Annotated in this window: 30 protein-coding genes; 4 read left to right on the top strand and 26 right to left on the bottom strand. The window is 69.0% G+C overall.

What is annotated here, in order from left to right; all coding sequences use genetic code 11:
• Positions 1-63: 63 nt before the first annotated feature.
• The 17 genes from KUV85_RS06775 to KUV85_RS06855 all read right to left on the bottom strand — a co-directional run bounded on the left by KUV85_RS06775 (position 64) and on the right by KUV85_RS06855 (position 11,165).
• A complete protein-coding gene (locus tag KUV85_RS06775; protein ID WP_219962450.1) occupies positions 64-444 on the bottom strand; it encodes a type II toxin-antitoxin system death-on-curing family toxin in 381 nt (126 codons plus the stop codon).
• The gene (locus KUV85_RS06780; RefSeq protein WP_219962451.1) at positions 441-974 is read right to left on the bottom strand and encodes a Panacea domain-containing protein; all 534 of its coding nucleotides are present in this window, start codon (positions 972-974) and stop codon (positions 441-443) included. The genes KUV85_RS06775 and KUV85_RS06780 overlap by 4 nt, the downstream gene beginning before the upstream one ends.
• Positions 975-1,131: 157 nt before the next feature.
• Positions 1,132-3,849 (bottom strand): phage tail tape measure protein, encoded by a 2,718-nt coding sequence (locus KUV85_RS06785; protein WP_219962452.1) that lies wholly within the window; start codon positions 3,847-3,849, stop codon positions 1,132-1,134.
• Positions 3,846-4,100, bottom strand: coding sequence for a hypothetical protein (locus KUV85_RS06790; RefSeq protein ID WP_219962453.1), 255 nt, complete (start codon positions 4,098-4,100; stop codon positions 3,846-3,848). Before KUV85_RS06790 ends, KUV85_RS06785 begins: the two co-directional genes overlap by 4 nt.
• Before the next feature lie 157 nt (positions 4,101-4,257).
• Complete coding sequence (locus KUV85_RS06795) at positions 4,258-4,434, bottom strand: hypothetical protein (RefSeq protein WP_219962454.1); 177 nt, start codon at positions 4,432-4,434, stop codon at positions 4,258-4,260.
• Positions 4,435-4,466: 32 nt separating this feature from the next.
• On the bottom strand, positions 4,467-5,324 hold the full coding sequence (locus KUV85_RS06800) for a hypothetical protein (protein ID WP_219962455.1): 858 nt from the start codon (positions 5,322-5,324) through the stop codon (positions 4,467-4,469).
• 2 nt (positions 5,325-5,326) lie between these two features.
• Positions 5,327-5,584, bottom strand: a complete 258-nt coding sequence (locus KUV85_RS06805; protein ID WP_219962456.1) for a hypothetical protein — start codon at positions 5,582-5,584, stop codon at positions 5,327-5,329.
• Positions 5,581-5,736, bottom strand: coding sequence for a hypothetical protein (locus KUV85_RS06810; RefSeq protein ID WP_219962457.1), 156 nt, complete (start codon positions 5,734-5,736; stop codon positions 5,581-5,583). The genes KUV85_RS06805 and KUV85_RS06810 overlap by 4 nt, the downstream gene beginning before the upstream one ends.
• Entirely contained in the window at positions 5,733-5,888 is a 156-nt protein-coding gene (locus KUV85_RS06815) for a hypothetical protein (RefSeq protein WP_219962458.1), read from the bottom strand. Before KUV85_RS06815 ends, KUV85_RS06810 begins: the two co-directional genes overlap by 4 nt.
• Positions 5,885-6,160 carry a WhiB family transcriptional regulator gene (locus KUV85_RS06820; protein WP_219962459.1) on the bottom strand — a complete coding sequence of 92 codons (276 nt, stop codon included), beginning with the start codon at positions 6,158-6,160 and terminating at the stop codon, positions 5,885-5,887. The genes KUV85_RS06815 and KUV85_RS06820 overlap by 4 nt, the downstream gene beginning before the upstream one ends.
• On the bottom strand, positions 6,157-6,696 hold the full coding sequence (locus tag KUV85_RS06825) for a hypothetical protein (protein WP_219962460.1): 540 nt from the start codon (positions 6,694-6,696) through the stop codon (positions 6,157-6,159). Before KUV85_RS06825 ends, KUV85_RS06820 begins: the two co-directional genes overlap by 4 nt.
• The gene (locus KUV85_RS06830) at positions 6,693-6,926 is read right to left on the bottom strand and encodes a hypothetical protein (RefSeq protein WP_219962461.1); all 234 of its coding nucleotides are present in this window, start codon (positions 6,924-6,926) and stop codon (positions 6,693-6,695) included. The genes KUV85_RS06825 and KUV85_RS06830 overlap by 4 nt, the downstream gene beginning before the upstream one ends.
• The gene (locus tag KUV85_RS06835; protein WP_219962462.1) at positions 6,923-7,174 is read right to left on the bottom strand and encodes a hypothetical protein; all 252 of its coding nucleotides are present in this window, start codon (positions 7,172-7,174) and stop codon (positions 6,923-6,925) included. Before KUV85_RS06835 ends, KUV85_RS06830 begins: the two co-directional genes overlap by 4 nt.
• 106 nt (positions 7,175-7,280) lie before the next feature.
• A complete protein-coding gene (locus tag KUV85_RS06840; protein ID WP_219962463.1) occupies positions 7,281-7,550 on the bottom strand; it encodes a hypothetical protein in 270 nt (89 codons plus the stop codon).
• Positions 7,551-7,834: 284 nt separating this feature from the next.
• On the bottom strand, positions 7,835-8,752 hold the full coding sequence (locus KUV85_RS06845; RefSeq protein WP_219962464.1) for a tyrosine-type recombinase/integrase: 918 nt from the start codon (positions 8,750-8,752) through the stop codon (positions 7,835-7,837).
• A gap of 117 nt (positions 8,753-8,869) precedes the next feature.
• On the bottom strand, positions 8,870-10,459 hold the full coding sequence (locus tag KUV85_RS06850) for an RNA polymerase sigma factor (RefSeq protein WP_237690220.1): 1,590 nt from the start codon (positions 10,457-10,459) through the stop codon (positions 8,870-8,872).
• 142 nt (positions 10,460-10,601) lie between these two features.
• The gene (locus tag KUV85_RS06855) at positions 10,602-11,165 is read right to left on the bottom strand and encodes an HhH-GPD-type base excision DNA repair protein (protein WP_219962466.1); all 564 of its coding nucleotides are present in this window, start codon (positions 11,163-11,165) and stop codon (positions 10,602-10,604) included.
• A gap of 127 nt (positions 11,166-11,292) precedes the next feature.
• Between KUV85_RS06855 and KUV85_RS06860 the strand changes: the two genes are divergently transcribed.
• Both KUV85_RS06860 and KUV85_RS06865 read left to right on the top strand, forming a co-directional pair.
• A complete protein-coding gene (locus KUV85_RS06860; protein ID WP_219962467.1) occupies positions 11,293-11,832 on the top strand; it encodes a DUF6318 family protein in 540 nt (179 codons plus the stop codon).
• Positions 11,829-12,611 carry a PKD domain-containing protein gene (locus tag KUV85_RS06865; protein WP_219962468.1) on the top strand — a complete coding sequence of 261 codons (783 nt, stop codon included), beginning with the start codon at positions 11,829-11,831 and terminating at the stop codon, positions 12,609-12,611. Before KUV85_RS06860 ends, KUV85_RS06865 begins: the two co-directional genes overlap by 4 nt.
• 8 nt (positions 12,612-12,619) lie before the next feature.
• Here the strand turns inward: KUV85_RS06865 and KUV85_RS06870 are convergent, their stop codons facing one another.
• From KUV85_RS06870 to KUV85_RS06890, 5 genes are all read right to left on the bottom strand, one after another.
• The gene (locus KUV85_RS06870) at positions 12,620-12,919 is read right to left on the bottom strand and encodes a hypothetical protein (protein ID WP_219962469.1); all 300 of its coding nucleotides are present in this window, start codon (positions 12,917-12,919) and stop codon (positions 12,620-12,622) included.
• Entirely contained in the window at positions 12,916-13,107 is a 192-nt protein-coding gene (locus KUV85_RS06875; protein WP_219962470.1) for a hypothetical protein, read from the bottom strand. Before KUV85_RS06875 ends, KUV85_RS06870 begins: the two co-directional genes overlap by 4 nt.
• Before the next feature lie 9 nt (positions 13,108-13,116).
• Positions 13,117-13,905, bottom strand: a complete 789-nt coding sequence (locus KUV85_RS06880; RefSeq protein ID WP_219962471.1) for an N-formylglutamate amidohydrolase — start codon at positions 13,903-13,905, stop codon at positions 13,117-13,119.
• Positions 13,906-13,947: 42 nt separating this feature from the next.
• Positions 13,948-15,219 carry a DUF222 domain-containing protein gene (locus KUV85_RS06885; protein WP_219962472.1) on the bottom strand — a complete coding sequence of 424 codons (1,272 nt, stop codon included), beginning with the start codon at positions 15,217-15,219 and terminating at the stop codon, positions 13,948-13,950.
• Positions 15,220-15,331: 112 nt separating this feature from the next.
• On the bottom strand, positions 15,332-16,186 hold the full coding sequence (locus KUV85_RS06890; protein ID WP_219962473.1) for a nuclease-related domain-containing protein: 855 nt from the start codon (positions 16,184-16,186) through the stop codon (positions 15,332-15,334).
• A gap of 184 nt (positions 16,187-16,370) precedes the next feature.
• Here KUV85_RS06890 and KUV85_RS06895 point away from each other — a divergent pair, with 184 nt between their 5' ends.
• Positions 16,371-16,976 (top strand): hypothetical protein, encoded by a 606-nt coding sequence (locus KUV85_RS06895; protein WP_219962474.1) that lies wholly within the window; start codon positions 16,371-16,373, stop codon positions 16,974-16,976.
• A gap of 15 nt (positions 16,977-16,991) precedes the next feature.
• Here the strand turns inward: KUV85_RS06895 and aqpZ are convergent, their stop codons facing one another.
• The gene (gene aqpZ, locus KUV85_RS06900; RefSeq protein ID WP_219962475.1) at positions 16,992-17,714 is read right to left on the bottom strand and encodes an aquaporin Z; all 723 of its coding nucleotides are present in this window, start codon (positions 17,712-17,714) and stop codon (positions 16,992-16,994) included.
• A gap of 138 nt (positions 17,715-17,852) precedes the next feature.
• Here aqpZ and KUV85_RS06905 point away from each other — a divergent pair, with 138 nt between their 5' ends.
• Positions 17,853-18,854 carry a 5'-3' exonuclease gene (locus KUV85_RS06905; RefSeq protein ID WP_219962476.1) on the top strand — a complete coding sequence of 334 codons (1,002 nt, stop codon included), beginning with the start codon at positions 17,853-17,855 and terminating at the stop codon, positions 18,852-18,854.
• 3 nt (positions 18,855-18,857) lie between these two features.
• Here the strand turns inward: KUV85_RS06905 and KUV85_RS06910 are convergent, their stop codons facing one another.
• The 3 genes from KUV85_RS06910 to KUV85_RS06920 all read right to left on the bottom strand — a co-directional run bounded on the left by KUV85_RS06910 (position 18,858) and on the right by KUV85_RS06920 (position 20,185).
• Positions 18,858-19,592: a TY-Chap domain-containing protein gene (locus KUV85_RS06910; RefSeq protein WP_219962477.1), complete on the bottom strand. Its 735-nt coding sequence runs from the start codon at positions 19,590-19,592 to the stop codon at positions 18,858-18,860.
• Between the two features lie 87 nt (positions 19,593-19,679).
• Positions 19,680-19,931, bottom strand: a complete 252-nt coding sequence (locus KUV85_RS06915) for a DUF1918 domain-containing protein (protein WP_219962478.1) — start codon at positions 19,929-19,931, stop codon at positions 19,680-19,682.
• Positions 19,931-20,185: a hypothetical protein gene (locus KUV85_RS06920; RefSeq protein WP_219962479.1), complete on the bottom strand. Its 255-nt coding sequence runs from the start codon at positions 20,183-20,185 to the stop codon at positions 19,931-19,933. Before KUV85_RS06920 ends, KUV85_RS06915 begins: the two co-directional genes overlap by 1 nt.
• Positions 20,186-20,498: the final 313 nt, after the last annotated feature.

The following is a 20,498-nucleotide window of genomic DNA, read 5'->3' on the forward strand; positions in this document are numbered from 1 at the left end:
TCTTCCGTTGAGAGCCCACTCCCAACGGCGGCACAGCGCCCCGACCGGCAGGTCGGGGCGCTGTCACTCCAGCGATACAACTCGAGAGTTGAGCCAGATCGCTCCTTCGCGGAGGCCCGAATCGTCCCCGCGAAGGTTCAGGACGAACTGGGCTGCGTCATCTTGGTCGACCTCCAGCATCAGTAGGCCGTTCATCTCCAAGAGCGCCATGCCGCAGTGCCACGCGAGACGCTTGTTCCCGTTGGTGTACGCCTGCACCCTGGAGATGCCCTCTATCAACTTCGATGCCTTGAGCACGACCGTCGGGAACAACTCTGTACCGAAGACATGCTGGTACGGAGCACCAACCGCGCCCGCCAGAAGGCCGTGGTCACGCAGGTGACCGGCCCTTACTTCCGACTCGTAGATCAGAATGGCCTGATCTACAGGCAACTCGTTGATCACTCCGCGAGAATCGCTAGTGTCTTCTTCCAGCGCTGCGAGTTGGCAGCCGCGATCTCACGGATCGTGTCGTCATCGACCCGTCCCGGCCTGACCGGGGCGCGCTCGGGCACGTCCGCACCGCTCAGCGCCTTCTCCGTATAGAACTGCCGGATGGCATCGTGCGAGATCACTTCGTCGCAGCGGTTCGCGCCGTCAGGACGCTTCTCCCACGCTTCTGCCCAAGGGCGCTCAGAGTGAGTCATCGTGGCAAGGGCTTGGCCATGGTGGCTTCCATAGTGCCGAATGACGGCATCCACGGTGGCACGGTCCTCAGCCCGAAGGGCCTTCGAGTCTCCTTCGTCGATTCGATACCGAAGGTTCGGAGCCACTGGGCCCATCCGCCACGCCTCAATGCGGTCGTGGAACAGGGGGCGCCCATCCCACGCCAAGCTCCAAGCCTGCGCGTAGTAGACCAATTTCTGCAGCTGCACCTCGCCATTCACGTTCATTTGCGACTTTATGTAGCGCATGACGTCTACTGCCGTAGCCATTCAGGACCCCTCCTCTCGGAGCTCTTTCGACTGTACTCACATGTGCTATGCGCACTTGGGACGCCACTCACGTCAAGCGGTAATGATCTCATGGTCTTCAAGAACGTGCGAATGCTAGTGGGCGCCGCCGACACAACACCTACGTTCTTCGATCCCATCATCTGTACCCCTGCGCCTGTTGCCACGCAGCGTCTGCGTCGATCTCCTGGCGTGACACGGTCCGGGAGACCGACTCAGCGACCTGGTGGATCTGGGCCTTGGCCCGGTTGAGGTCCATGTCGCCAGTGACCTTGACCTCGACGCGGTGGATGACGGTCCCGCCCGAGCCACCGGTTCCGACGGGAACTGGCGCAGTTCGGCCAACGGTTCCGCCGTCCGCGTATCGGTTGGCGTTGATCGCGCTGAGGAGTTCGTGGTGCCGGTCAGCCTGGCCGTAGCGGTTCGAGACCACGAACTCGCCCGGCGCGAGGCGTGCACTGACCTTGTCTCCGTAGGGGAACCGAAAGCCGGGGACCGTGCCGCCGTCGGCCCGCTCGATCGGCGAGCCGCCGATGTTCGCGCCCTGCTGATTCACCCGTGCACTGTCGCGCCGGTACTCGGTGATGAGTGTGGTGCGGATCGTGCGCGGGACGCCGGCAAGGGACGCCTTGTAGGAGGCGATGTCGCGCAGACTGTTCGCCATCCCGAGCTGGGAGACGGTGGTCTGCACGTTCTTCGGCACCGACAGCAACTGGTCGGCCAGCTCCCGCGCCCGGTCCCTACCGACACCCATCGCCACAGCGGTGTCGATGAACTGGCGCCGTGCCCGCTTGAGCGTCTGCTCAGTGGCGTTGCCGGCCTCGACCTGCTTGGCCCACGCCTGGGCGAGCTGATCCAGTGCGCCTCGGTTCTGGAGCGCGGCGTCAGAGAGTCCCTGGATGCCGGCGCGGTTCCCGTTGGCCTGCTCGCGGGCGTTCACCAGTGCCTCGCGCCATGCCGTGGTGGCGCCGAAGGCGGCGAGATTGGCCCCGACGTAGTCCTCGATCGCCCCGGTCAGGCTCTCGGTCGCAGAATCGGCCCCGAGCAGCGCCTCCTCGAGCGCGGAATGTGCCGTCGCGTTGCCAGCGGCGGCATCGGCACCGGCCCCGAGGAGGTCGGCATTGGTGTCGAGGATGTTGCCCAGATCCTGCTGGGCGTCCCATGCCTTGTTGGCCTCGCCAGTCCAGAACGGCAGCCAGTCCCCCGCTGCGGCCTTGGCGCGATCGCCGAAGCCGTCGGTGGAGGCGGCGAGCTCGTCGAGGACGCGGGTGGCGTACTCGCCGTTCTCGCCGTTCATGTGGAGGTCCTGCGCGAGGCGCTGGACGTTGATGCCGAGGTCACCGGCGTACTTGCCCAGGTTGGACTCGGACAGGATCTCGGTCAGGTCCTCGAGGCTGCCTGCCGTGGCGTCGAGGGCGTCGCGGCCACGCTGCCAGGTGTCGTAGTCACTGATCAGGCTCGGGATGGAGGCGGCCACGGTGGCGAACGCGGTGCCGGCGGCCGCGGTCTGGGCCAGTGAGGCGCGGGTGCCGTCGGCCTGGATGCCGAGGTCGGCCAGCGCGCCCTTCATGCTGGCCACCCCGTTGATGACGCGGGAGGTGAACCACAGGCCACCCCCGAAGATCGCAACGAGGCCGCCCAGCGCCACGACGGTGTTCTGTACCGGCTCTGGCAGCCTTCCGAAGGCGCTGGCGAGGGCGGCGGCCCCCTCTGCACCCTCCGCGATGATGGGCAACAGCACGTCGCCCGCCTCGATGGCCGCGTCGCGAATGTTGTTCCAAGCCACGGCCACCTGAGCGCCAGTGGTCTCCTGCCGCTTGCCGAACTCCTCGGCCAGCGCCCCGTTCTCCACGTAGGCATCCGACCCCCGAGTCAACGACTCCGTCAGCAGGTCACCAGACTCCGCCGTGGACAGCAGTGCCCGCATCAAGCGCTGATCGGTCAGGGAGAGCGCGTCAAACACACTGGAGGTCGACTCGCCCGCCGCGTTCATCTCACCGAGGCCCTGAATGAAGGCGTTCACGGCAGAGGCGGGATTGTCGCCCCATTGCTGCTGGAACTCTGAAGCGGTCACGCCGGCCGTCGAGGCGAACGTGTCCAACTTGTCGCCACCGTCGATCACGGCATCGCGCATCGTCGTGAACACCTTCGACAGCGCCGTGCCACCAGCCTCAGCCTCGACACCCACCGAAGTCAGGGTCGACGCGAACGCCAGCACGTCCGACTCAGACAGGCCCGCGATCGAGCCAGCAGCAGCAAGGCGCGTGCCGAGAGTCAGGATCTCGGCCTCAGTGGTCGCCGAGTTGTTACCCAGGTCCACCAGTGCGGAGCCGATGTTCTCGACCTCGCCCGCCGAGGTGCCCATGATGTTCGTGAATCGGGCGATCGACGTGGCCGCCTCCTCGGCGGTCAGGTTCGTCGTCTCGCCGAGCGCGATCATCGTCTCGGTGAACTCGGCCACCGACTCGGTCTGCACACCCAACTGGCCCGCAGCCTCAGCAACCGCCGCGATCTCCTGATGGGAAGCCGGGAGGGTCCGCGCCATCTCACGCAGGTCGTCCTCGAGCTGCTGCAACTGAGTCGAGGAGCCGTCGACCGTCTTGGTGACGCCCGCCCAGGCGGTCTCCCAGTCAATGGCAGCCTTGGCCGAGGCCGCAAGTCCGCCCGCTGCGATCAGGCCCATCTTGCCGGCGCCGTTGCCGAGCTCAGTCAGACCGCGGCGCATGGTCTCGCCGCGCTTGTCGAGCTTGGTCAGGTCGTCCGCGAACCCGTTGACTGACCGCTGCGCGGCGGCCACCTGGGACTTGAACGAGTCGAACTTCGCTACGAACCTGTAGCTGACGCTGCGCTCTGTCATGCGCTGCTCCTCTTGGTCTCTGCATGAATCCCGACGACGAGCCCATGCACGGCATCGAGTAGGTCTGCGGTCGGTGCGACCAGGTCAGTGCCGGCGGTGGCGATGCGGAGCTCGGCCACAGCGGTCTGGAGGTAGCCGTGAGCCACCGCCTTCTCGTCTCGCGACATGCCGGCGATGCCACGGACGACGCGCTCGAGTGCCCGCCGAACCTCCGGCGGCAGCGTCGCGATGTAGTCCCCCTGAGAGGTCATTTCGCCCCCTCAAGGCTTGTGCGCTTGTGAACTCCGGGAACCGTACAAACCGGAATTCGCCTCCCCCGCTGTCCTGCCGTGGCGGTGTGCTGCCCCCACCCCCTACCGGCCAGCACGTGGCTGGCGCGGTGGGAGTGGGCGTGTGTGGCGGCGCTCATCACAGCGTCACGCTCAACGCGGTTGCGATGCGCACGACTTGGGCGTGGGTCCACTTCTCGCCGCCACGGGGTCGGTGGACGGGCTGCTCGTTCTCGAGCGCGGCCGCCAGGTCGGCGTCATCGCCGCTCCAGCCAGCGATCGCGAGTGCCATTCGGATGTCGGTGCGGTCATACATGGGGGTGCTCCTTACATGTGGTGGGTACTTGTTCAGGGGGTAAGACGGAACGTCGTGGCCTGGTCACTGCGCTGCGCGCTGCGAGTCAGTGCCCGGTCCAGTCGGGCAACCCGGTCGGCAACTTCCTGTCGGGTCGCGGCGGCGCTGAGGGTGATGCGCTCTCCGTAGTCGCCTCGGGCAGCCGCCAAGAGCGTCAGGTCGCGGTTGAGTTGGGCGTCGCGATGGAGCCGGTGGAGCGCGGCGCGGTCCGGGTTCTCGTCCTCGAGGGACTGCCCGCGAGCGTTGACGGGCTCCGCCCCGAGGTCTGGCACGTCGACGAACGGCAACACGACGTGGGCGCGCAGGCCGGCGCGGCTGCTCGGGAGCAGTAGTGCGGCCACGGTGCCGAGGCTGGAGAGCGTGGCCTTGACCCGCTTGTAGGCGGCCGATGCGTCCGTGGCAATCACTGCCTCGGTGTCGAGTGGGGCCGACGCGGGCAACTTCTTGACGTCCTTGGTCAACGCCTCGATCGCCGTGGCGACCGGCTCGGTGAGACGCGCCAGCACGTCGTCTCGGTCTGCTCGGTAGCGCCGGTGAGCGGCAGGGTCACGGTGCTTGAGCAGTGCTGCTCGCAGGTGGTCCATGTCGCGGGCTTGGGCGAGGCGGGCCGCTGCGTGTTCTACCCAGGTGGCGGCCTCGGTGGCCGACACCAGGACGGCCTCGTCGGCGAGTTCGGCGGCCGCAACCGCTTCGGTCGGCATGGTCGACAGCTCAAGGTCGGCATGGTTGACGCGGCTGATGTCGTGGTCGATGTCGAAAGCGGCGCACGCTGCTCGGAGCGCGTCGAGCTGCGCGTTTCCGCCCGATGTGCTCGGTAGTTGGTAGTGGGTCGTGGAGTCAGTGGTCGGCATGGTCAGTTCCTCTCGTTGGTGTCGGCCTCGATCTGGGCCATCAGGTCGTCGGCGAAGTTGGGGTCCGGGTGCGGTTCGGGCTCGGGGGCCGGGGCCAGGAACAGCGGCGCGAGCGCGTCGTGTGCGACCTGCCTGCGGTCAGCGCGGGCGTCGCGGCGCGCGGTCTCGGTGCGTTCCCGTTCCTGCGCCCGGGCGGCGGCCAGATCGGTGAGCATGTCGGCGAACTCTTGCCGCAGCGAAGGTCGTGGCTGGTTGGTCATCGGGTCACCAGTCCTCGGCGCAGGCGCTCGCGGTCGAGCTCGCGCTGCGTGGGTGAGAGGCCGGCAGCCAGGAGCCACTGCTCGAGCAGCGCGCTATCGGTTGTGGCCAGGAGCCGGTCGGGGATGCTGGCGAGGCGATCGGCGGTGTTCATCGGGTGGCCTCCTGCACGTTGTGGTCGGGGCAGCGCCAGGGGCCGGCGGCCAGGAGGTTGTCGAGGTGCTTGCCGTAGGCGGTGGCCCATCGGTGGCAGCCGTCGGTGTCGCAGCGCAGTGTCACTACGGCGACGTCGGCGAACTCGGTCATGCGGCTTGCTCCTTCTTGGAAGCTCGGGGTTTGGGTGTGCGGTCGACGCCGGCCCACACGTGCCAGGTCTCGCGCTGGGCATCGGCGTAGGCGGCGCACGCCTCGAGGGCTGGGCACCACTGGCACGCCTCGGCGGCCTCGGCACGCTCTGCCCGGTCGTCGGATGAGAACGGGGCCGGGTCGACGACACAGGGCGTGTTCTGGTCGACGAGGTGGAGCAGTTCGATGAATCGAGGTGCGGCGTCGGGCTTGAGGCCCAGTCGGTTGGTCATGCCCGTGCCCCCTGGGTTTGGGGGTGCTCCGGTCCTGCCGGACCGGTTGTAGAAGAGAGAGAGGGCTCAGGCTCAGAACGTCCGCAACCGTTGCCGACGTTCACCCCGGAACGACCAGAATCACTGCGGACGTTCGAACCGAAACGTCCGCAGTCGTTGCCGACGTTCGGTTGCTTGCGAGACGTGTGATCCCGGGAGCAACGGTCCTCGGGCTGGCCCTTCCCGCCCTGCACGTGGTCGCTGCTGACGATCAGGCACAGCATCCGCGAGCCCTCGAGCAGGTAGCCCAACTGCACTGCCTTGTCGACCGCCCGTGACACCGTCCGACGCTCAGGCAGCGTGCCGTCCTTGCGCACGAGGTAGCGGGTCAGGTCGCCCCGGTTGAGCTTGGCGTGACCGTTGGCCTTGTGCCGGCCGTAGGCGACGAACACGACCCTCAGGTAGTCAGGGAAGTGCGGGTGCCCGGCGAACTCCAGCCAGTGATCCTGCGCGTGAGCGGCCCAGTCCCGGCCGCCGAAGTCGATCTTGCGACTCACAACAGCGCCCCCTGCCGAGGGTCGTTGACGAGCACCAGGCGACCGCGGCTCTCGGCGAGCGCGATCAAGTCACGCGCCGTGTGCGGCTGCGTGGCCCACGCCTTCTCCTGACGCGACCAGACGGGCGGTCGCCCCTTTCGGAGATCGATCAGCATCTCCCGCGTGCCGTAGCCGGCCACGAAGGCGCACGATCGGTTGTGGAACGTGACGCGGATGGCGGTGCTGCTCACGCGGCCACCTCCTCGATGGCGGCGTCGACCTCGGCCTTGGCAACCTGGCCGGGGTCATCGCGCCAGAGCAGTGCGTGCGCGCGACAGGCGTGTGCGTTGGCGTCACAGCGTCGCCACTGTTCGCGCAGCTCCTCGACCGTGGCGCGGCCGAGGAAGTCGCGTGCCGGGTCCGGCTTGGCGGCCTCGAAGTCAGCCGCCCGGCGCTCCCAGAACGCGGCCGTGGCCTGCGCGAGGGCGTCCTGGAGCACCCGACGCTGTAGACCGTCGAGAAGCGTGAGACGGGGTAGAATTGCCGTATCGCGAGCCAGCGAATCTGAGGCCGTCGGGTTAGCCCCCCGGCGGCTTTCGCGTTCGTCAGGCGTCAATGCGATCACCGCCGACCTCACTTGCGGGCCGTGCGGCCTTCCTGCGGGCCTGCGCCGAGCGCAGGGCGAGGCGCTGGAAGTGAGCCTTGCGAAGGTGTTCCGCTCGAACAGGATCGCCGTCAGCGAGATCGAGGAACTTCTGCTCCAAGGCGCGACGGGCGGGGGCGGTGCGTGCGCTGCGGTCTTTCGTGTTGGCCCAACTGGCGTGGGCTCCGATGCGTCCAGCGATGCTGAGCTCGCTGTCGGTGGCGGCGCTCATGGCGACACTCCTGAAAAGCACAAACGCCGAGCAAGCAACTACGCCCATCCGGGGCGTTGTTGTCACTCGGCGTCAGCATCGCGCTTCAGGCCGCTGGCTCGGCGTAGGGACACTGCCCGGGCGTCGCACCCGCGTATCTCTACCGCTTCTCAGCCATTCCGAGGCGTCGGCATCGCGCTTCAGGCAACTCGGAACGGAACTCGGTGTTCTCTTGTTGATACCGATTCTACACGGTGTACCGCTACACCGCCGAGCTCTCCAGCCGGCGCGTGTTGTGGAACCTGCTACAACTCCCCCAAGTTCAGACCGCGGGCTTCCTCGGCTGCGCGGGAGGCAGCCTGGGCCTTGGTGTAGCGCTGGAGCATGTCGTGGCGGGTCCAGCCGGCGACGGCCATGAGGCCGGTCTCGGAGCCCCCAGCGGCGAGCCAACGATGCGCGGCCGTGTGGCGGAGCTTGTGTGGCGTGAAGCCGACGATCCCGGCCTCGTCGGCACGCTGCCCGAGGCTGTTGTGCAGGGCGTCGTAGGAGTAGCGCTTGCCGCGATCGCCCAACCACAGGGCGGGGTCGGCAGCGAGGCGGTGTCCACGGCGCAGGCGCACGTAGCGATCCAGTGCGCGGGCGGCGTCGGGACCGAACGGCACCACGCGGCCCTTTCCGCCCTTCCCGCGGCGGATGGTGGCGAGCTGTTCCTTGAGGTCTAGGTCGTCGAGCTCCATCGCGACCACTTCCCCGGCACGGGCTCCGGTCTCGAACATGAAGCGGATGATGGCCTCGTCGCGTCGGTGGCGCAGCGCGGCCTTGGTGTCGGTGCCGCGCGGGACGGTGCAGGTCTTGAGCAGTGCCCGCAACTCGTCGTCACTCAGTGGTTCCACGACGGCCTCGTCCAGCTTGGGTGCCTTCACGCCGAGGAATGGGTCGGCCTCGAGCTCGTCCTCCTCTGTGGCCCAGGCGGCGAACCTGCGGACGCCGAGCTGTCGGGAGCGAGCGGTGGCCGGCGCCGAGCCGGACTCGATCAGGTCGGCGATCCAAGCATTGAGGCTAGTGCGGTCGAACGGAGCGCGGTCCTGCTCGGTGCACCAGTCGAGGTAGCGGCGGACGCTGGTCTCGTAGGACTTGAGCGTCTGTGGGCTCTTGCGCTCGGCTCGCAGCGATACCTGCCAGGACTCGGCGAGTGCGGCGGCATCGGCTGGAGAGTGCGTCACGACATGCAGTCTACTCGAATATCTGGACTAGCAGCGCTGTGCGGTGTTAGCGTGTCGGTCGTTGGACCCCAGAAACCGCGCTCTACCTGCACAAACGGCTTTCAGGGCCCGTGAGCCTCACTCCAAATAGTCGCGCAGGATCTGCGAACGGCTCGGGTGGCGCAGCTTCGACATCGTCTTGGACTCGATCTGGCGGATGCGCTCGCGGGTGACGCCGTAGACGCGGCCGATCTCGTCCAGCGTCTTGGGCTGACCGTCGGTCAGGCCGAAGCGCATGCTCACCACGCCGGCCTCGCGCTCGGAGAGCGTGTCGAGCACGGCGTGGAGCTGCTCCTGCAGCAGCGTGAAACTCACGGCGTCGGCGGGGACGATGGCCTCGGAGTCCTCGATGAGGTCACCGAACTCGGAGTCGCCGTCCTCGCCCAGCGGGGTGTGCAGCGAGATCGGCTCGCGGCCGTACTTCTGCACCTCGACGACCTTCTCCGGCGTCATGTCGAGCTCGTGGGCGAGCTCCTCCGGGGTGGGCTCGCGGCCGAGGTCCTGCAGCATCTGCCGCTGGACGCGGGCGAGCTTGTTGATGACCTCCACCATGTGCACCGGGATGCGGATGGTGCGGGCCTGGTCGGCCATCGCACGGGTGATGGCCTGCCGGATCCACCAGGTCGCATAGGTGGAGAACTTGTAGCCCTTGGTGTAGTCGAACTTTTCCACCGCGCGGATCAGGCCGAGGTTGCCCTCCTGGATGAGGTCCAGGAAGAGCATGCCGCGGCCGGTGTAGCGCTTGGCGAGGGAGACGACGAGCCGGAGGTTGGCCTCGAGCAGGTGGTTCTTGGCCTTCTGGCCGTCATCGATGATCCACTCCAGCTCCTCCAGGCGCTGCGGGGAGATGCGGCCGCCCTTGGCGACCTTCTCCTCGGCGAAGAGGCCGGCCTCGATGCGCTTGGCCAGCTCGACCTCCATCGCAGCGTTGAGCAGCTGCACCTTGCCGATCTGCTTGAGGTAGTCCTTGACCGGGTCCGCGGTCGCACCGGCGACCGTGACGGTCTGCTCGGGCTCGTCGCTGTCGTCGACGGTGGAGACGACGAAGGCGCCGGACTCGGCCTCCTTCTCGTCGCGCTTGATCGTGGGGTCGGCCTTGACGTCGGCCTCGAACTGGTCGTCGGGGATGTCGGGCAGCGCCTTCTTGCCGTCCGGGCCGACGGGGGTCTGCAGGGCGGCGGCCTCGACGTCGGGGTCTCCCTCGACGTCGGGCACGACCTCGGCGGTGGGGTCGAGGTCGGGCTCGACCGCGGGGTCGACGGCGGGCTCGGCCGGCGGCACCTCGGCGGTCTTGGCGGCCGCCTTCTTGGCCGGGGCCTTCTTCGCCGCAGCCTTCTTGGCGGGCGCCTTCTTCGCGGCGGCCTTCTTGGCCGGGGCCTTCTTCGCTGCAGCCTTCTTCGCGGGCGCCTTCTTCGTGGCGGTCTTCTTCGCGCTGGTCGCGGCGACGGCCTTGTCGTGGCCCTGGACGTCGACGCCGATGCCGAGCGACGCGAGGTGGCCGACGAGCGGCTTGAGGGACTTCACGGGCACGTCGGCCTCAGCACAGGCCTGCCGGAGCTCCTCCGGGGTCACACTGCCGATCGGGGTGGCCCGCTCGACGAGGGCGGCGATGGCGGGGTGCGCGAGCACCGGAGCGGGAACCTTGCGTGCGTGCGAGGACACGAACACCTCTCGATACGTGCTGATCTGCCAATGGGCGCGACCATGCCCGGAGTCGTCAAGGCCGCGACTACTCATTCTGCCACGCGACCCTCGGATCCCCCGCACCGGCACGGGGGTGCGCCGGCCTTCGCCGCCTGATCCGGCGCTCTCAGCCGGCCTTCGCGGCCGCCTTCTTCTCCTTCTTGTAGTCGCGCACCTTCTGCAGGCTGTCGGGGTCCACGACGTCCGCGACGGAGCGGTGGCCCTCCAGTGCGTAGTCGCCCGCGACGGCCTCCCACCCGTCGGGGCGTACGTCGAGCTGCTTGGCGAGGAGCGCGACGAAGATCTTCACCTTCTGCGGGCCGAACCCGGGCAGCGCCTTGAGCCGTTTGGCCAGGTCCTTGGCGTCGGCGGCCTCGGTCCAGATCCGCTCAGTGCGGCCGTCGTACTCCTCGACGACGATGCGGGCGAGGTCCTGCAGACGGCCGGCCATGGAGCCGGGGAACCGGTGGATCGCCGGCGTCGTCGCGCAGATCTCCTTGAACTCCTCCGGGTCCGCACCCGCGATCGCGGTCGGGTCGAAGTTGCCGAAGCGGTCCTTGACCTTGGCGCCGCCGCGGAAGGCATGCTCCATCGGGTACTGCTGGTCCAGCATCATGCCGGCGAGCAGCGCGAAGGGTGAGTCGGTCAGCAGCTGGTCGGCGGCCTCGTCGCCGGTGATGTGGATGGCCATGGGCGCATTCTCCCAGAGCCGGAGCGTGGCCGTTCGTCCACAGGGCGGGGTCGACTTGGTTGCGCCCCGGGCGCGGCCGTGGAACCGTGCAAGTCGTTCGTGCTCCACGTCTCCGGAGGTTCGCACCATGGTGCGCAGGCCGTACGCCGCCACCGCCGCGCTCGCCCTCGCCCTCACGGCGGCCGGCTGCGGCAACGACGCCCCCGCCGAGGAACCCGAGGCGTCCAGTACGCCGCCCACCTCGGCCGCCTCCTCCCCCAGCCCCACCGATGAGCCGACCGAGAAGGCTCTTGGTCCGTTGCAAACGGTGCGGGCATGGGTGAAGGCGTATAACCGAACGGTCGACACAGGCGATCCGATGGACGTGCGTGAACTCACTGCAGCGGCCTGCGAGACGTGCGAGAACCTGCTCGCGCCGGTGCTTGAAACACACAGCAACGGTGGGTCCTACGACGACCCAGGCTGGAAGGTCATCGACGTCTCCCGCGACCGGGACTGGCCAGACTCACGCACGGTCGCCGCAGCGATTCGATTCCCCGCGGGCCAAGTCACTAAGAGTTCGGGAGCAAAGCCGAAGTCCTACCCCGCTGAGGACCACATCATCTCGTTCGAGCTGCAGGGGGGTGACAGCGAATGGCGCATCTCCGAAATCGTGTTCTTGGAGTGATCGTCGTCTTCACTAGCCTCTCGGCCGTCGCGATCACCGTGAGCGACGGTATGAACCGGCGTGCAATCGCCAACCATTGCCACACGAAGACCGTCACCAAGATCGTGAAGGACGAGCCTGTGGCAACCGCAGTAAAGGTCTGTGGTCCATCGAGTGCCCACGGCTACTCGTCTGGAGCGGAGACTAGTGCACAGTCACCCCAAGAGTTCGAGACCAGCGAGCCGAGCTCCTGCGAGTACTGGGCAAACGAGTACGACTTGGCAATCGGTGACGACTTCCAATGCGGCGACCACATCCTCCTCGAAGGCGACGAAGAAACTGCCGCACCCCAGCTCACGCCGGGCCTGATCCGGCAGGCGGTGGACTCGTTCGAGATCCCGGCCCCGGAGATGGTGATCCAGCCGCCGGACGGCGAGACGCTGGTCAACTTCGACACGAACTTCTACACCGAGTCCGAGGTGCTGCGCCGCAGCACGACCCTGCTGGGTCAGTCGATCGAGTTCCGGATCATTCCGCAGTCCTACACCTGGCGCTTCGGTGACGGCAGCGCACGGACGACGCAGACGCCGGGCGCGCCGTACCCGGCGCTGGACGTGACCCACCGCTACCTGCAGAAGGGCACCTTCCAGCCGCAGCTGACAACGACGTACACGGCGGAGTACCGGGTCAACGGCGGCGGCTGGGCCACCGTGCCGGGCGAGCTCACCGTCGCGGATGCGCCGCAGTCGCTGGAGGCGACCACGGCCTCCCCCGTGCTGGTCGCACCGGACGGGAACTGACCGATCGCTCAGGCGCTCCAGCCGAGCGCGAAGGCGCCGCCGAAGATCACCACGAAGTAGATGATGATCGACACGACGCCCACGACGGGCAGCCGCTCCGGGTAGTGCGACCACCACACGACGCACAGGCTCAGCAGGAACGCCCAGACGAGCATCAGCCCGAGCACCCCCCACCACGGGGCGACGGTGCCGCTGGTGGCGTACAGGAAGAACGACGCCGCCATCAGGATCATCCCGAGGAAGGGCTTGAACGAGACCTTGTTGGGGTTGTGGGGCTGGACGCGTCGGCGGCGCTGGATCAACCTCACTCCCCCGACTCGATCTCGTCGTTCCAGTCGGGGTCGTTCTCCCACGCCTCGGTCCGACGGGCGGCGAGCTCGAGCGCCTCGGACGCCTCGGCGTAGGTGTCGTACGGGCCGAGGCGCTCCTTGTTGGCGCAGCCCTCGTCCTCGCGCTCGACGCGGTTGTGCTTGATGCAGTACCAGTACGCCGTCATGCGGCGAACCTACCGCGGCGCGACCGCGTCGAGCAGGTCAGTGACGCCGCGTGCCAGCTTGTCGGCGTAGGAGGCGAACACGTCGCGGCGCACCTCCAGCATCACCGCCTGCACCGCAGCGTCGGTCCCGCGGTGGCGCGGCGGCACGTAGCAGCCCGCGAAGGGGGTGTCGACCAGGACGCGGCCCGACGGCGTGACGGGGCGCATCGCACCGATGGCTGCGTCCCGCAACGAGCGCGGCGTGTGGAAGTCGTCCACACCGACCGCCACCTCCGGCCGCGGGCGGCCGTCGTCCATCTCGTAGGGCAACGGGTCCTGCGGGTAGGAGTGCAGGTCGATCACCGTCACCTCACCGGCCACGGCCAAGCGCTCGTCGACCAGGTCCGCGAGCGCCTCGACGTACGGCGTGAAGTAGTCGTCGATGAGCGCTTCGCGCTGGGCATCGGTGGGCTGGCGCAACTGGCTCAGGTCACTGGTGCGCTCGTACACCACCGCGTCGAGCTCGACGGGACGGATCCGCTCGAGGTCGTCGATGAACCGCTCCGGGTCGACGACGAGCCGTGAGAGGTGGTTGACGAAGATCCACGGCCGGACTCCGGCGAGGTCCGCTGCCTCGCGGGCGAGGTTGTCCGTGCCGGCATCGGTGACGTGTTGCAACTCGGCCGCGAGCGCGTCGTCGTCGAGCAGGATGCCTTCACGGACGTCGGCGGGGATGTGGGTCGAGGCGTGAGGGACGTGCAGCACCACTGGGGCGTCCGGGTCCCCCGGGATCACCTCGAACGGGCTGTGGGTGCTCATGTCCTCGACCGTAGGACGCACCTCCGGCAGATTCGAACGGGTTCACCCCTGTCGTCGGAAGTGTGCTTCCTCACCGTCCCAGTGGTGGTCGTACTGCGGGTCGTGTGCGCGGTGGTGGTGGAACGAGCACAGTGTGGCCAGGTCCGCGAGGTCCGTCGTGCCGCCCTCTGCCCAGGTACGGCGCTTGTGGTGCGCCTCGCACCAGGCCGTGGGGATGTCGCACCCGGCTGCCTGACAGGCCGTGTGCGTCGCAGTGTGGGCGGTGCGCTGCGCCGCGGTGAAGAGCCGTTGACTGCGCCCGAGATCGAGCACGCGCCCATGCCCGTCCAGCACGGCCGGTTGGAGGCCGTGCTGGCACGCGAGGCGGCGTACGGCGGAGGTCGAGAGCCGCTCACCGGTGTCGAGCTGCGCGGCGCCCACCTCCGCGCGCAGTCGCCGCTCATCGATGGTGACGACCAGGCTGACGGGCGTGCCGCCGTGGGTGGGCAAGCCGTCGACCGGCAGGTGCTCGAGGAGCTGGCAGAACGCCTCGCCCTGTCGCTCGGTGTGGCTACGTCGGTCGTCATCGCCGTTGACGCTGTCGTCGTCCGCCGCCCGGCGGGGGTTGCTGATGGCCGCCAGCGCCTTGCGCAGCAGGTCGGCGGCGTGGTCGGGCAGCTCGGCACGAATGCGCGTGCGGCCCGGCCCGGCACGAAGGAAGCGCAGTTCGGTGCGTTCGCGGGCACGCCGCTCCTCGGCGCGGAGCAGCCGGCCCTCGATCTCGTCGGCGACCTCGGGTGCGGTGACCTCGAGAATGCGACGGCCGAGCACGCGCACCTCTCGTGGGCGGTGGTCGGCGGCGAGCTTGACGAGGTCGCACTCAGCGCGGGCCACGAGGTCACGTCGGCCCTCGGCGTCGTGGCCGGGGATGTCGGCGGGCAGCTCCTCGACGGCGTCGACGACGGCCCGCGCGTGTGCCAGCGAGATGTCGCCCGTTGCGGCCGCGCGGGCCGGGACCGGGTGCTCCCGGAGCCGCTCGCCAAGTCGCTCGACGCCGACGTACCGCGCGTGGGGCACGCGCTGCCGGTGGGCCAACCACGCGCCCGCGGATCGTGCCGCCCCCGATTGGGCAACGTCGTCGGAGACGGCCAGCGTGTCGGCGATGCGCGCCTCCACGCGCTGCTCGACGCGGGCCAGGCAACCCAACAGCTCGGCCTTGTCGTCGGTCGAGAGGTAGAGCGGGTCTGCCGCATCGGTGTCGTCGAGCGCGGCCAGCATCCGGTCGGCAGCCGCGAGGAGCGGATGCCTCGTCGAACCGGATGCGTGCCAACTCATGTCACTGACGCTAGCCGCGACCACCGACATCCGACCGCGCTCGGCGAGGTCGGCGAGGTCGCCTGTGGAGAACTCGCAACGCACGCCGCAGTCCCGACGACGAGCGTGTGCCTCAGGCGGGCCGGAGCACCTCATGGAGACGAAGAGTCGTTTCCTCCACGTCGATGTCGCCGGCGTCCTGGCGCAGTCGCTTGTAGAGCCGCTTGGGCCAGAGAACCTTGATGTCGCGCATCACGAACGATCCGTCCAACAGGGGCCAGTCAGCATCGATGAAGCACAGCGCGCCCTGAACCGGCACATCTGGCACCACGGATCGCACGACCTCGACCTGCTTGATCACCCCGTCCACCAGCTTCGTGCGGTCTCGGCCCGCAACCATCAGCTTCTCCACGCGAGGTCGGAGCACCCCGCCCTCGACTCGGTGCGTCGGACGACCCTTGTACTTCTTGGCGTCAATCACCCAGACCCCGGCTGACGTGACCGCCAGGTGGTCGATGTTCGCCCGTGTGCCGGGGACGCCCCGATCGTGGAGCGTGGCGATGCCGTCCTCGGCGAGTCGGTCCAGCGATCGTCCCAGTTGCTCTTCGCCGATCGCACCGGTCTCCCACGCCTTGATGCTCTGCTCCTCCTCGAAGACCGCCAACAGCAAGCCGCCGATGCGTGGGAATCGCTCGCGGACCCGCTTGTCGCGAGCAGCCATTCGACGCTCGTACTCCCGCCTGGCCGAGGCGCCCGCACCCGCGCCCGAGATCGTCTCCTGCGTGCGCTCGGGTTCGGATCGGCCCCGAGCGTCGGGAGGCGAAGCCTCGGCGGAGTCGGATCGGGAGGCATCGTCACACGACAAGCAACGCACGGTCTTCGTGTCGCGCTCGTAGAGCGCCTCGGTGCGAGCGGCCAGCTCAACGTTGCACACCCGGCAGGTGCCGGCGTACCGAAGCCGCATCTGCTTGACGTTCTCTCCGGTCACCATCGGACGGTATCGAGGGCGCCCGACGCATTCGCGAGCATTGCCGAAAAACCCTCGACAGCTCAGTCGCCGTGTACCTAGCGTCACCCGCGTGATGCAGCAGTACGTCTTCCACCTGGGCTGACTCGCCCCGCCCCGAGCGCTGCCGCCCGGCAGCGCCACCGAGTCAACCCTTGGAGGAAGCATGTTGCTGCTCGTCTCCGGCGCCTCCGGCGTCGGCAAGTCCACTGCGCGGCTCCACGCCCGCCACCTGCTGCCGGACACGTTCGATCCGGTGGAGTTCATGATGCTCACCGAGATCCCGCCGGTGCCGACGGTCGCGTGGCGCCAGCAGCAGACCGAGGAGGTCGTACGCCGCTCGGTCGACCTGGCCGGGGAGGGTCGCCACGTGTTGTTCGCGGGTGACCCGGTGCCGGCCGGCGAGGTCGTCGCGGCGCCGTCGGCGGACCGGGTCGAGGTCGCCGTGCTGCTGCTCGACGCGTCCGCGGAAGCGCAGACTGCACGGCTGCGTGCGGCCGGCCATCCCGAGGAGCTGTTGGATCGCCACGTGGCGTTCGCCGACTGGCTGCGCCGCCACGCGACCGACCCGACGTGCGTGCCCGAGGCGGTCACCACCGACGCCTGGGAGGAGATGCGCTGGGACCGCTGGGTCGGCCGCGGCGACCTCCCCGGATGGGAGATGACCGTGTTCGACACGACGGACCTCACCGGCGAACAGGTCGGACGGACTGTCGCCGACTGGGCGCAGGACGCGGTGGCCGGCCGCGCGCCGATCCTGCGGGTGGCCTGAGCACGCGGCGTGGGGTCAGGCCTCGCTGGCCTCCTCCAGCGAGACCGGCTCCACGCCGCTGCCGAAGAACAGCGCGTAGCTCACTCCGGCCAGCACCGCGCCGACCACCGGCGCGAGCAGGAAGACCCACAGTTGGATCAACGCGTCGGAGCCGGCGAAGAGCGCCTGGCTTATCGAGCGGGCCGGGTTGACCGAGGTGTTGCTGACCGGGATCGAGATGAGGTGGATCAGCGTCAGCGCGAGGCCGATCGCCAACGGTGCGAACCCCCTCGGGGCACGGGTGTCGGTCGCGCCGAGGATGACGTAGAGGAAGAAGGCGGTCAGCACCACCTCGGCGATGATCACCGACCAGAGCGCGTAGCCCATGGGTGAGTGGTCGCCGTACCCGTTGGCGGCGAAGCCGTCGGAGGCGCTGAAGCCGTCGGTGCCGCTGGCGATGGCGAAGAGCACCGCGGCAGCGGCGGTGGCGCCGACGACCTGCGTGGCGACGTACGCGGGCACGTCCTTGGCGTCGAACCGCCTGGCCAGCGTGACACCGATGGTGACGGCGGGGTTGAAGTGGCCGCCGGAGACGTGGCCGACGGCGTAGGCCATGGTGAGGACGGTGAGGCCGAAGGCGAACGCGACGCCGATGAAGCCGACCTGTTCGCCGGCGAGGACGGCGGTGCCACAGCCGCCGAGGACCAACCAGAAGGTGCCGAAGAACTCGGCGGCAAGGCGCTGCTGCATGGGGGCCATCGCACGACCTCTCCCGTGATCGGCGCGGGGCGCCGTCGCCCGGTCCACCCGGGCCCGCCTTCATTGTGATCCAGGTCACACTCGAATGCCAGAGGTCTCATCGGCACGGCCCGGGGAGATGGCAGCATGGCGCCACCCATGAGCCCTCCTCCCCCGCCCCACGACCGCCGGCTGTTGCTCGCCGTCGACGCGCCGTCGCTGCTGCACCGCAACCACCACGCGCGGGCGACCTCCGGGCTGCGGGACCGGTCGGGCCGCCCGGCGTGGGCGCTGCACGGGATGCTGCGCCAGATCCTGGACGCGATCGACCAGTTCACCCCGGACGCGGTGCTCTTCGGGTTGGACGACCGGGAGTCGTCGGTGCGGGCGGAGTGGTACCCCGACTACAAGGCGGGTCGCGCCGAGAAGGACCCGGCGCTGGTGGAGCAGCTCGGCCGCGCCGGGGCGCTGCTGGACGCACTGGGCCTGGCGACGGTCACGCCGCCCGGGTTGGAGGCCGACGACGTCAACGCGTCGGCGGCGGCCTGGGCGCGGGAGCACGGCTGGAACTGCGTCATCGTCACCTCCGACCGCGACGCGTTCGCGCTCATCGACGACCACACCCGCGTGCTGCGGCTGATCGACGGCGGCATCGGCGGCTCCCCGCTGCTCACCCCGGCCCGGCTGCACACGATGTACGGCGTCGCCGCCGAGCACTACCTCGACTACGCGGCGCTGCGCGGGGACGCCAGCGACAACCTGCCCGGTGTACGCGGCATCGGCGAGAAGTCGGCCGCCACCCTGCTCGCGGTCGCGGGGTCGATGGACGTGGTATGGGCGGACATCGACGCGTGCGGCGGCGAGACGCTGGTGGCGGCAATGGACTCGTGGTGCGAGGAGCGGGGCGTACGCCGCATCGGCGCCGGGGTCGTGCGCAAGCTGGCCGCGCCGGACGCGCGGGAGCGGTTCGACTTCAACCGCCGCATCATGGTGTGCCGCGACGACGTGGCGCTCGGCATCACCCCGGACGTACCGGGTACGCCGGGCCTGCTGCCGCTGCACCCGGACCGGGTGGCGCGGGTGGTCGGACACCTGGACGTGGTCGCGACCACCGACCTGGCGCTGCGGGTGCTGACCCAGCCGCCGACGCCGTCGCGGTGATCCTCAGGGGCCGGTGTCGATGCGGCTGGTGAACTCGTACGGGATGCCGTGCTCGTCCAGCCAGGCGATCTCGCCACCACCGGCCAGCACGGGCCCGTACGCCGTCGCGAGGGTGCGGACGTCGACGTCACTCGGCGCGTCGAGCGCGGTGCGCAGCAGCGGGAACGCGGCGGCGGGGATGACGAGGACGTAGGCGTACTCGCGGATGCCGGGCAGGCCGCCGATGTCCTGGCCGGTGATCAGCAGGGCGCCCTGGTCGTCGTAGTCGGCCCACACGGTGAGGGTGCCCGCGTGGTGCAGCAGCGAGACCGGGGAGGCGAGCATCGGGGTGGTCGCCTCGGGGACGGTGCCGCCGTCGTAGGCGAGGGTGCGGACGTCGGTGACGTCGAGGACCTCGGCGAGGGCGCAGCAGGCGAGGGCGGCGAACCCGGCGTACTGCGCCGGCGTACCGACGAACCAGAAGCACTGCTGCTCCCCCACGGGTGGGTGGAACCCGAGCTCGAGCAGCGCGAACTCGTCCTCGTCGGTGAGGCGGCAGAAGTCGTCGAGGAAGGTGTTGGAGGAGACCTCGATGAGCAGCCGGTCCTCGGCGTGGGTGAGGCGCACGAACGGGGTGGCGACGTCGGCCTCGGGCGGCGCGTCGACCCAGATGATGAGGAACTCGTCGGCGGCGAGCTGCTGCAGCCGCCACACCAGCGCCCGGAGGAACCAGTCGGCGGTGGGACCTGAGGAGCTCATGTCCTCAATGTCCCACCGCCGATCGGTGGCTCCCAGCGTCGCGCGGGAGATTCCCCAGAAGTGGTGAGGGCGCCGCGGCGGGCGTCCTCAGGTGGCTTCGGGGTCGTAGTCGTGATGGTTGACGTAGGCGTCCGGACCGGGGTCGACCAGCGACACGTAGTGGGTGTCGGACCAGCGGACGCGGTACGGCGGGCTGCCGTCCCGGCGGCGTACCTGGAGCACGAGTCCGTCGCGGACGGGTGCGGCCGGGTCGGGGCCGGGGATGAAGATGCGGTCGCCGACGTGGACCTCGAGTCGCTGTCGGCGAGCGGTCTCGCGCGGGGCGTCGTCGATGCTCATCACGACACCTCGTCCATGACCGGCAGCCAACCGTCGTCGAACGAACCCCGTCGGGCGGCGAGCAGCAGTCGCGTACGCCGCTCCACCTCCCGCGGGAGCTCGCTCGGCGGACAACCGGCCGCCCGTGCGAAGTGGACGGCGCGCGAGTAGCAACGCATGACCACCCCGGCCGGGTGGTCGTCGTACTCCTCGACGAGCTGTGCGACGCCGTCCAGCAGTTCCTGCCGTGCTTGTTTCACCTCGTTGATCGTCATGATCCCCCCTGGATCAGACTCGGGTGCTGCGTGATGCGGGTGGTGCGGTGCCCGAGACCGGGCTTGAGTGGCGTGGAACCACCCGTGTGGCGATGCTCGGTGGCTCCTGCCCCGATGTTCCCCCGCTCGTCGCCTGTTGTTCACCTACGCCCCGAGTTTTCCCAAGAACTGGGGATGGCGCCCCTTGGTCGAGCTTGCCGAGACCCCCGTTGGTCGAGCTTGTCGAGACCGCCGTTGGTCGAGCCTGTCGAGACCCTTCTGGTGGAGCCGCTCGAGCCTTGCACCCGCTGGCCTGACCCTTGCTGGTCGAGCA

Source organism: Nocardioides panacisoli, from assembly GCF_019448235.1.
Taxonomy (GTDB): Bacteria; Actinomycetota; Actinomycetes; order Propionibacteriales; family Nocardioidaceae; genus Nocardioides; species Nocardioides panacisoli_A.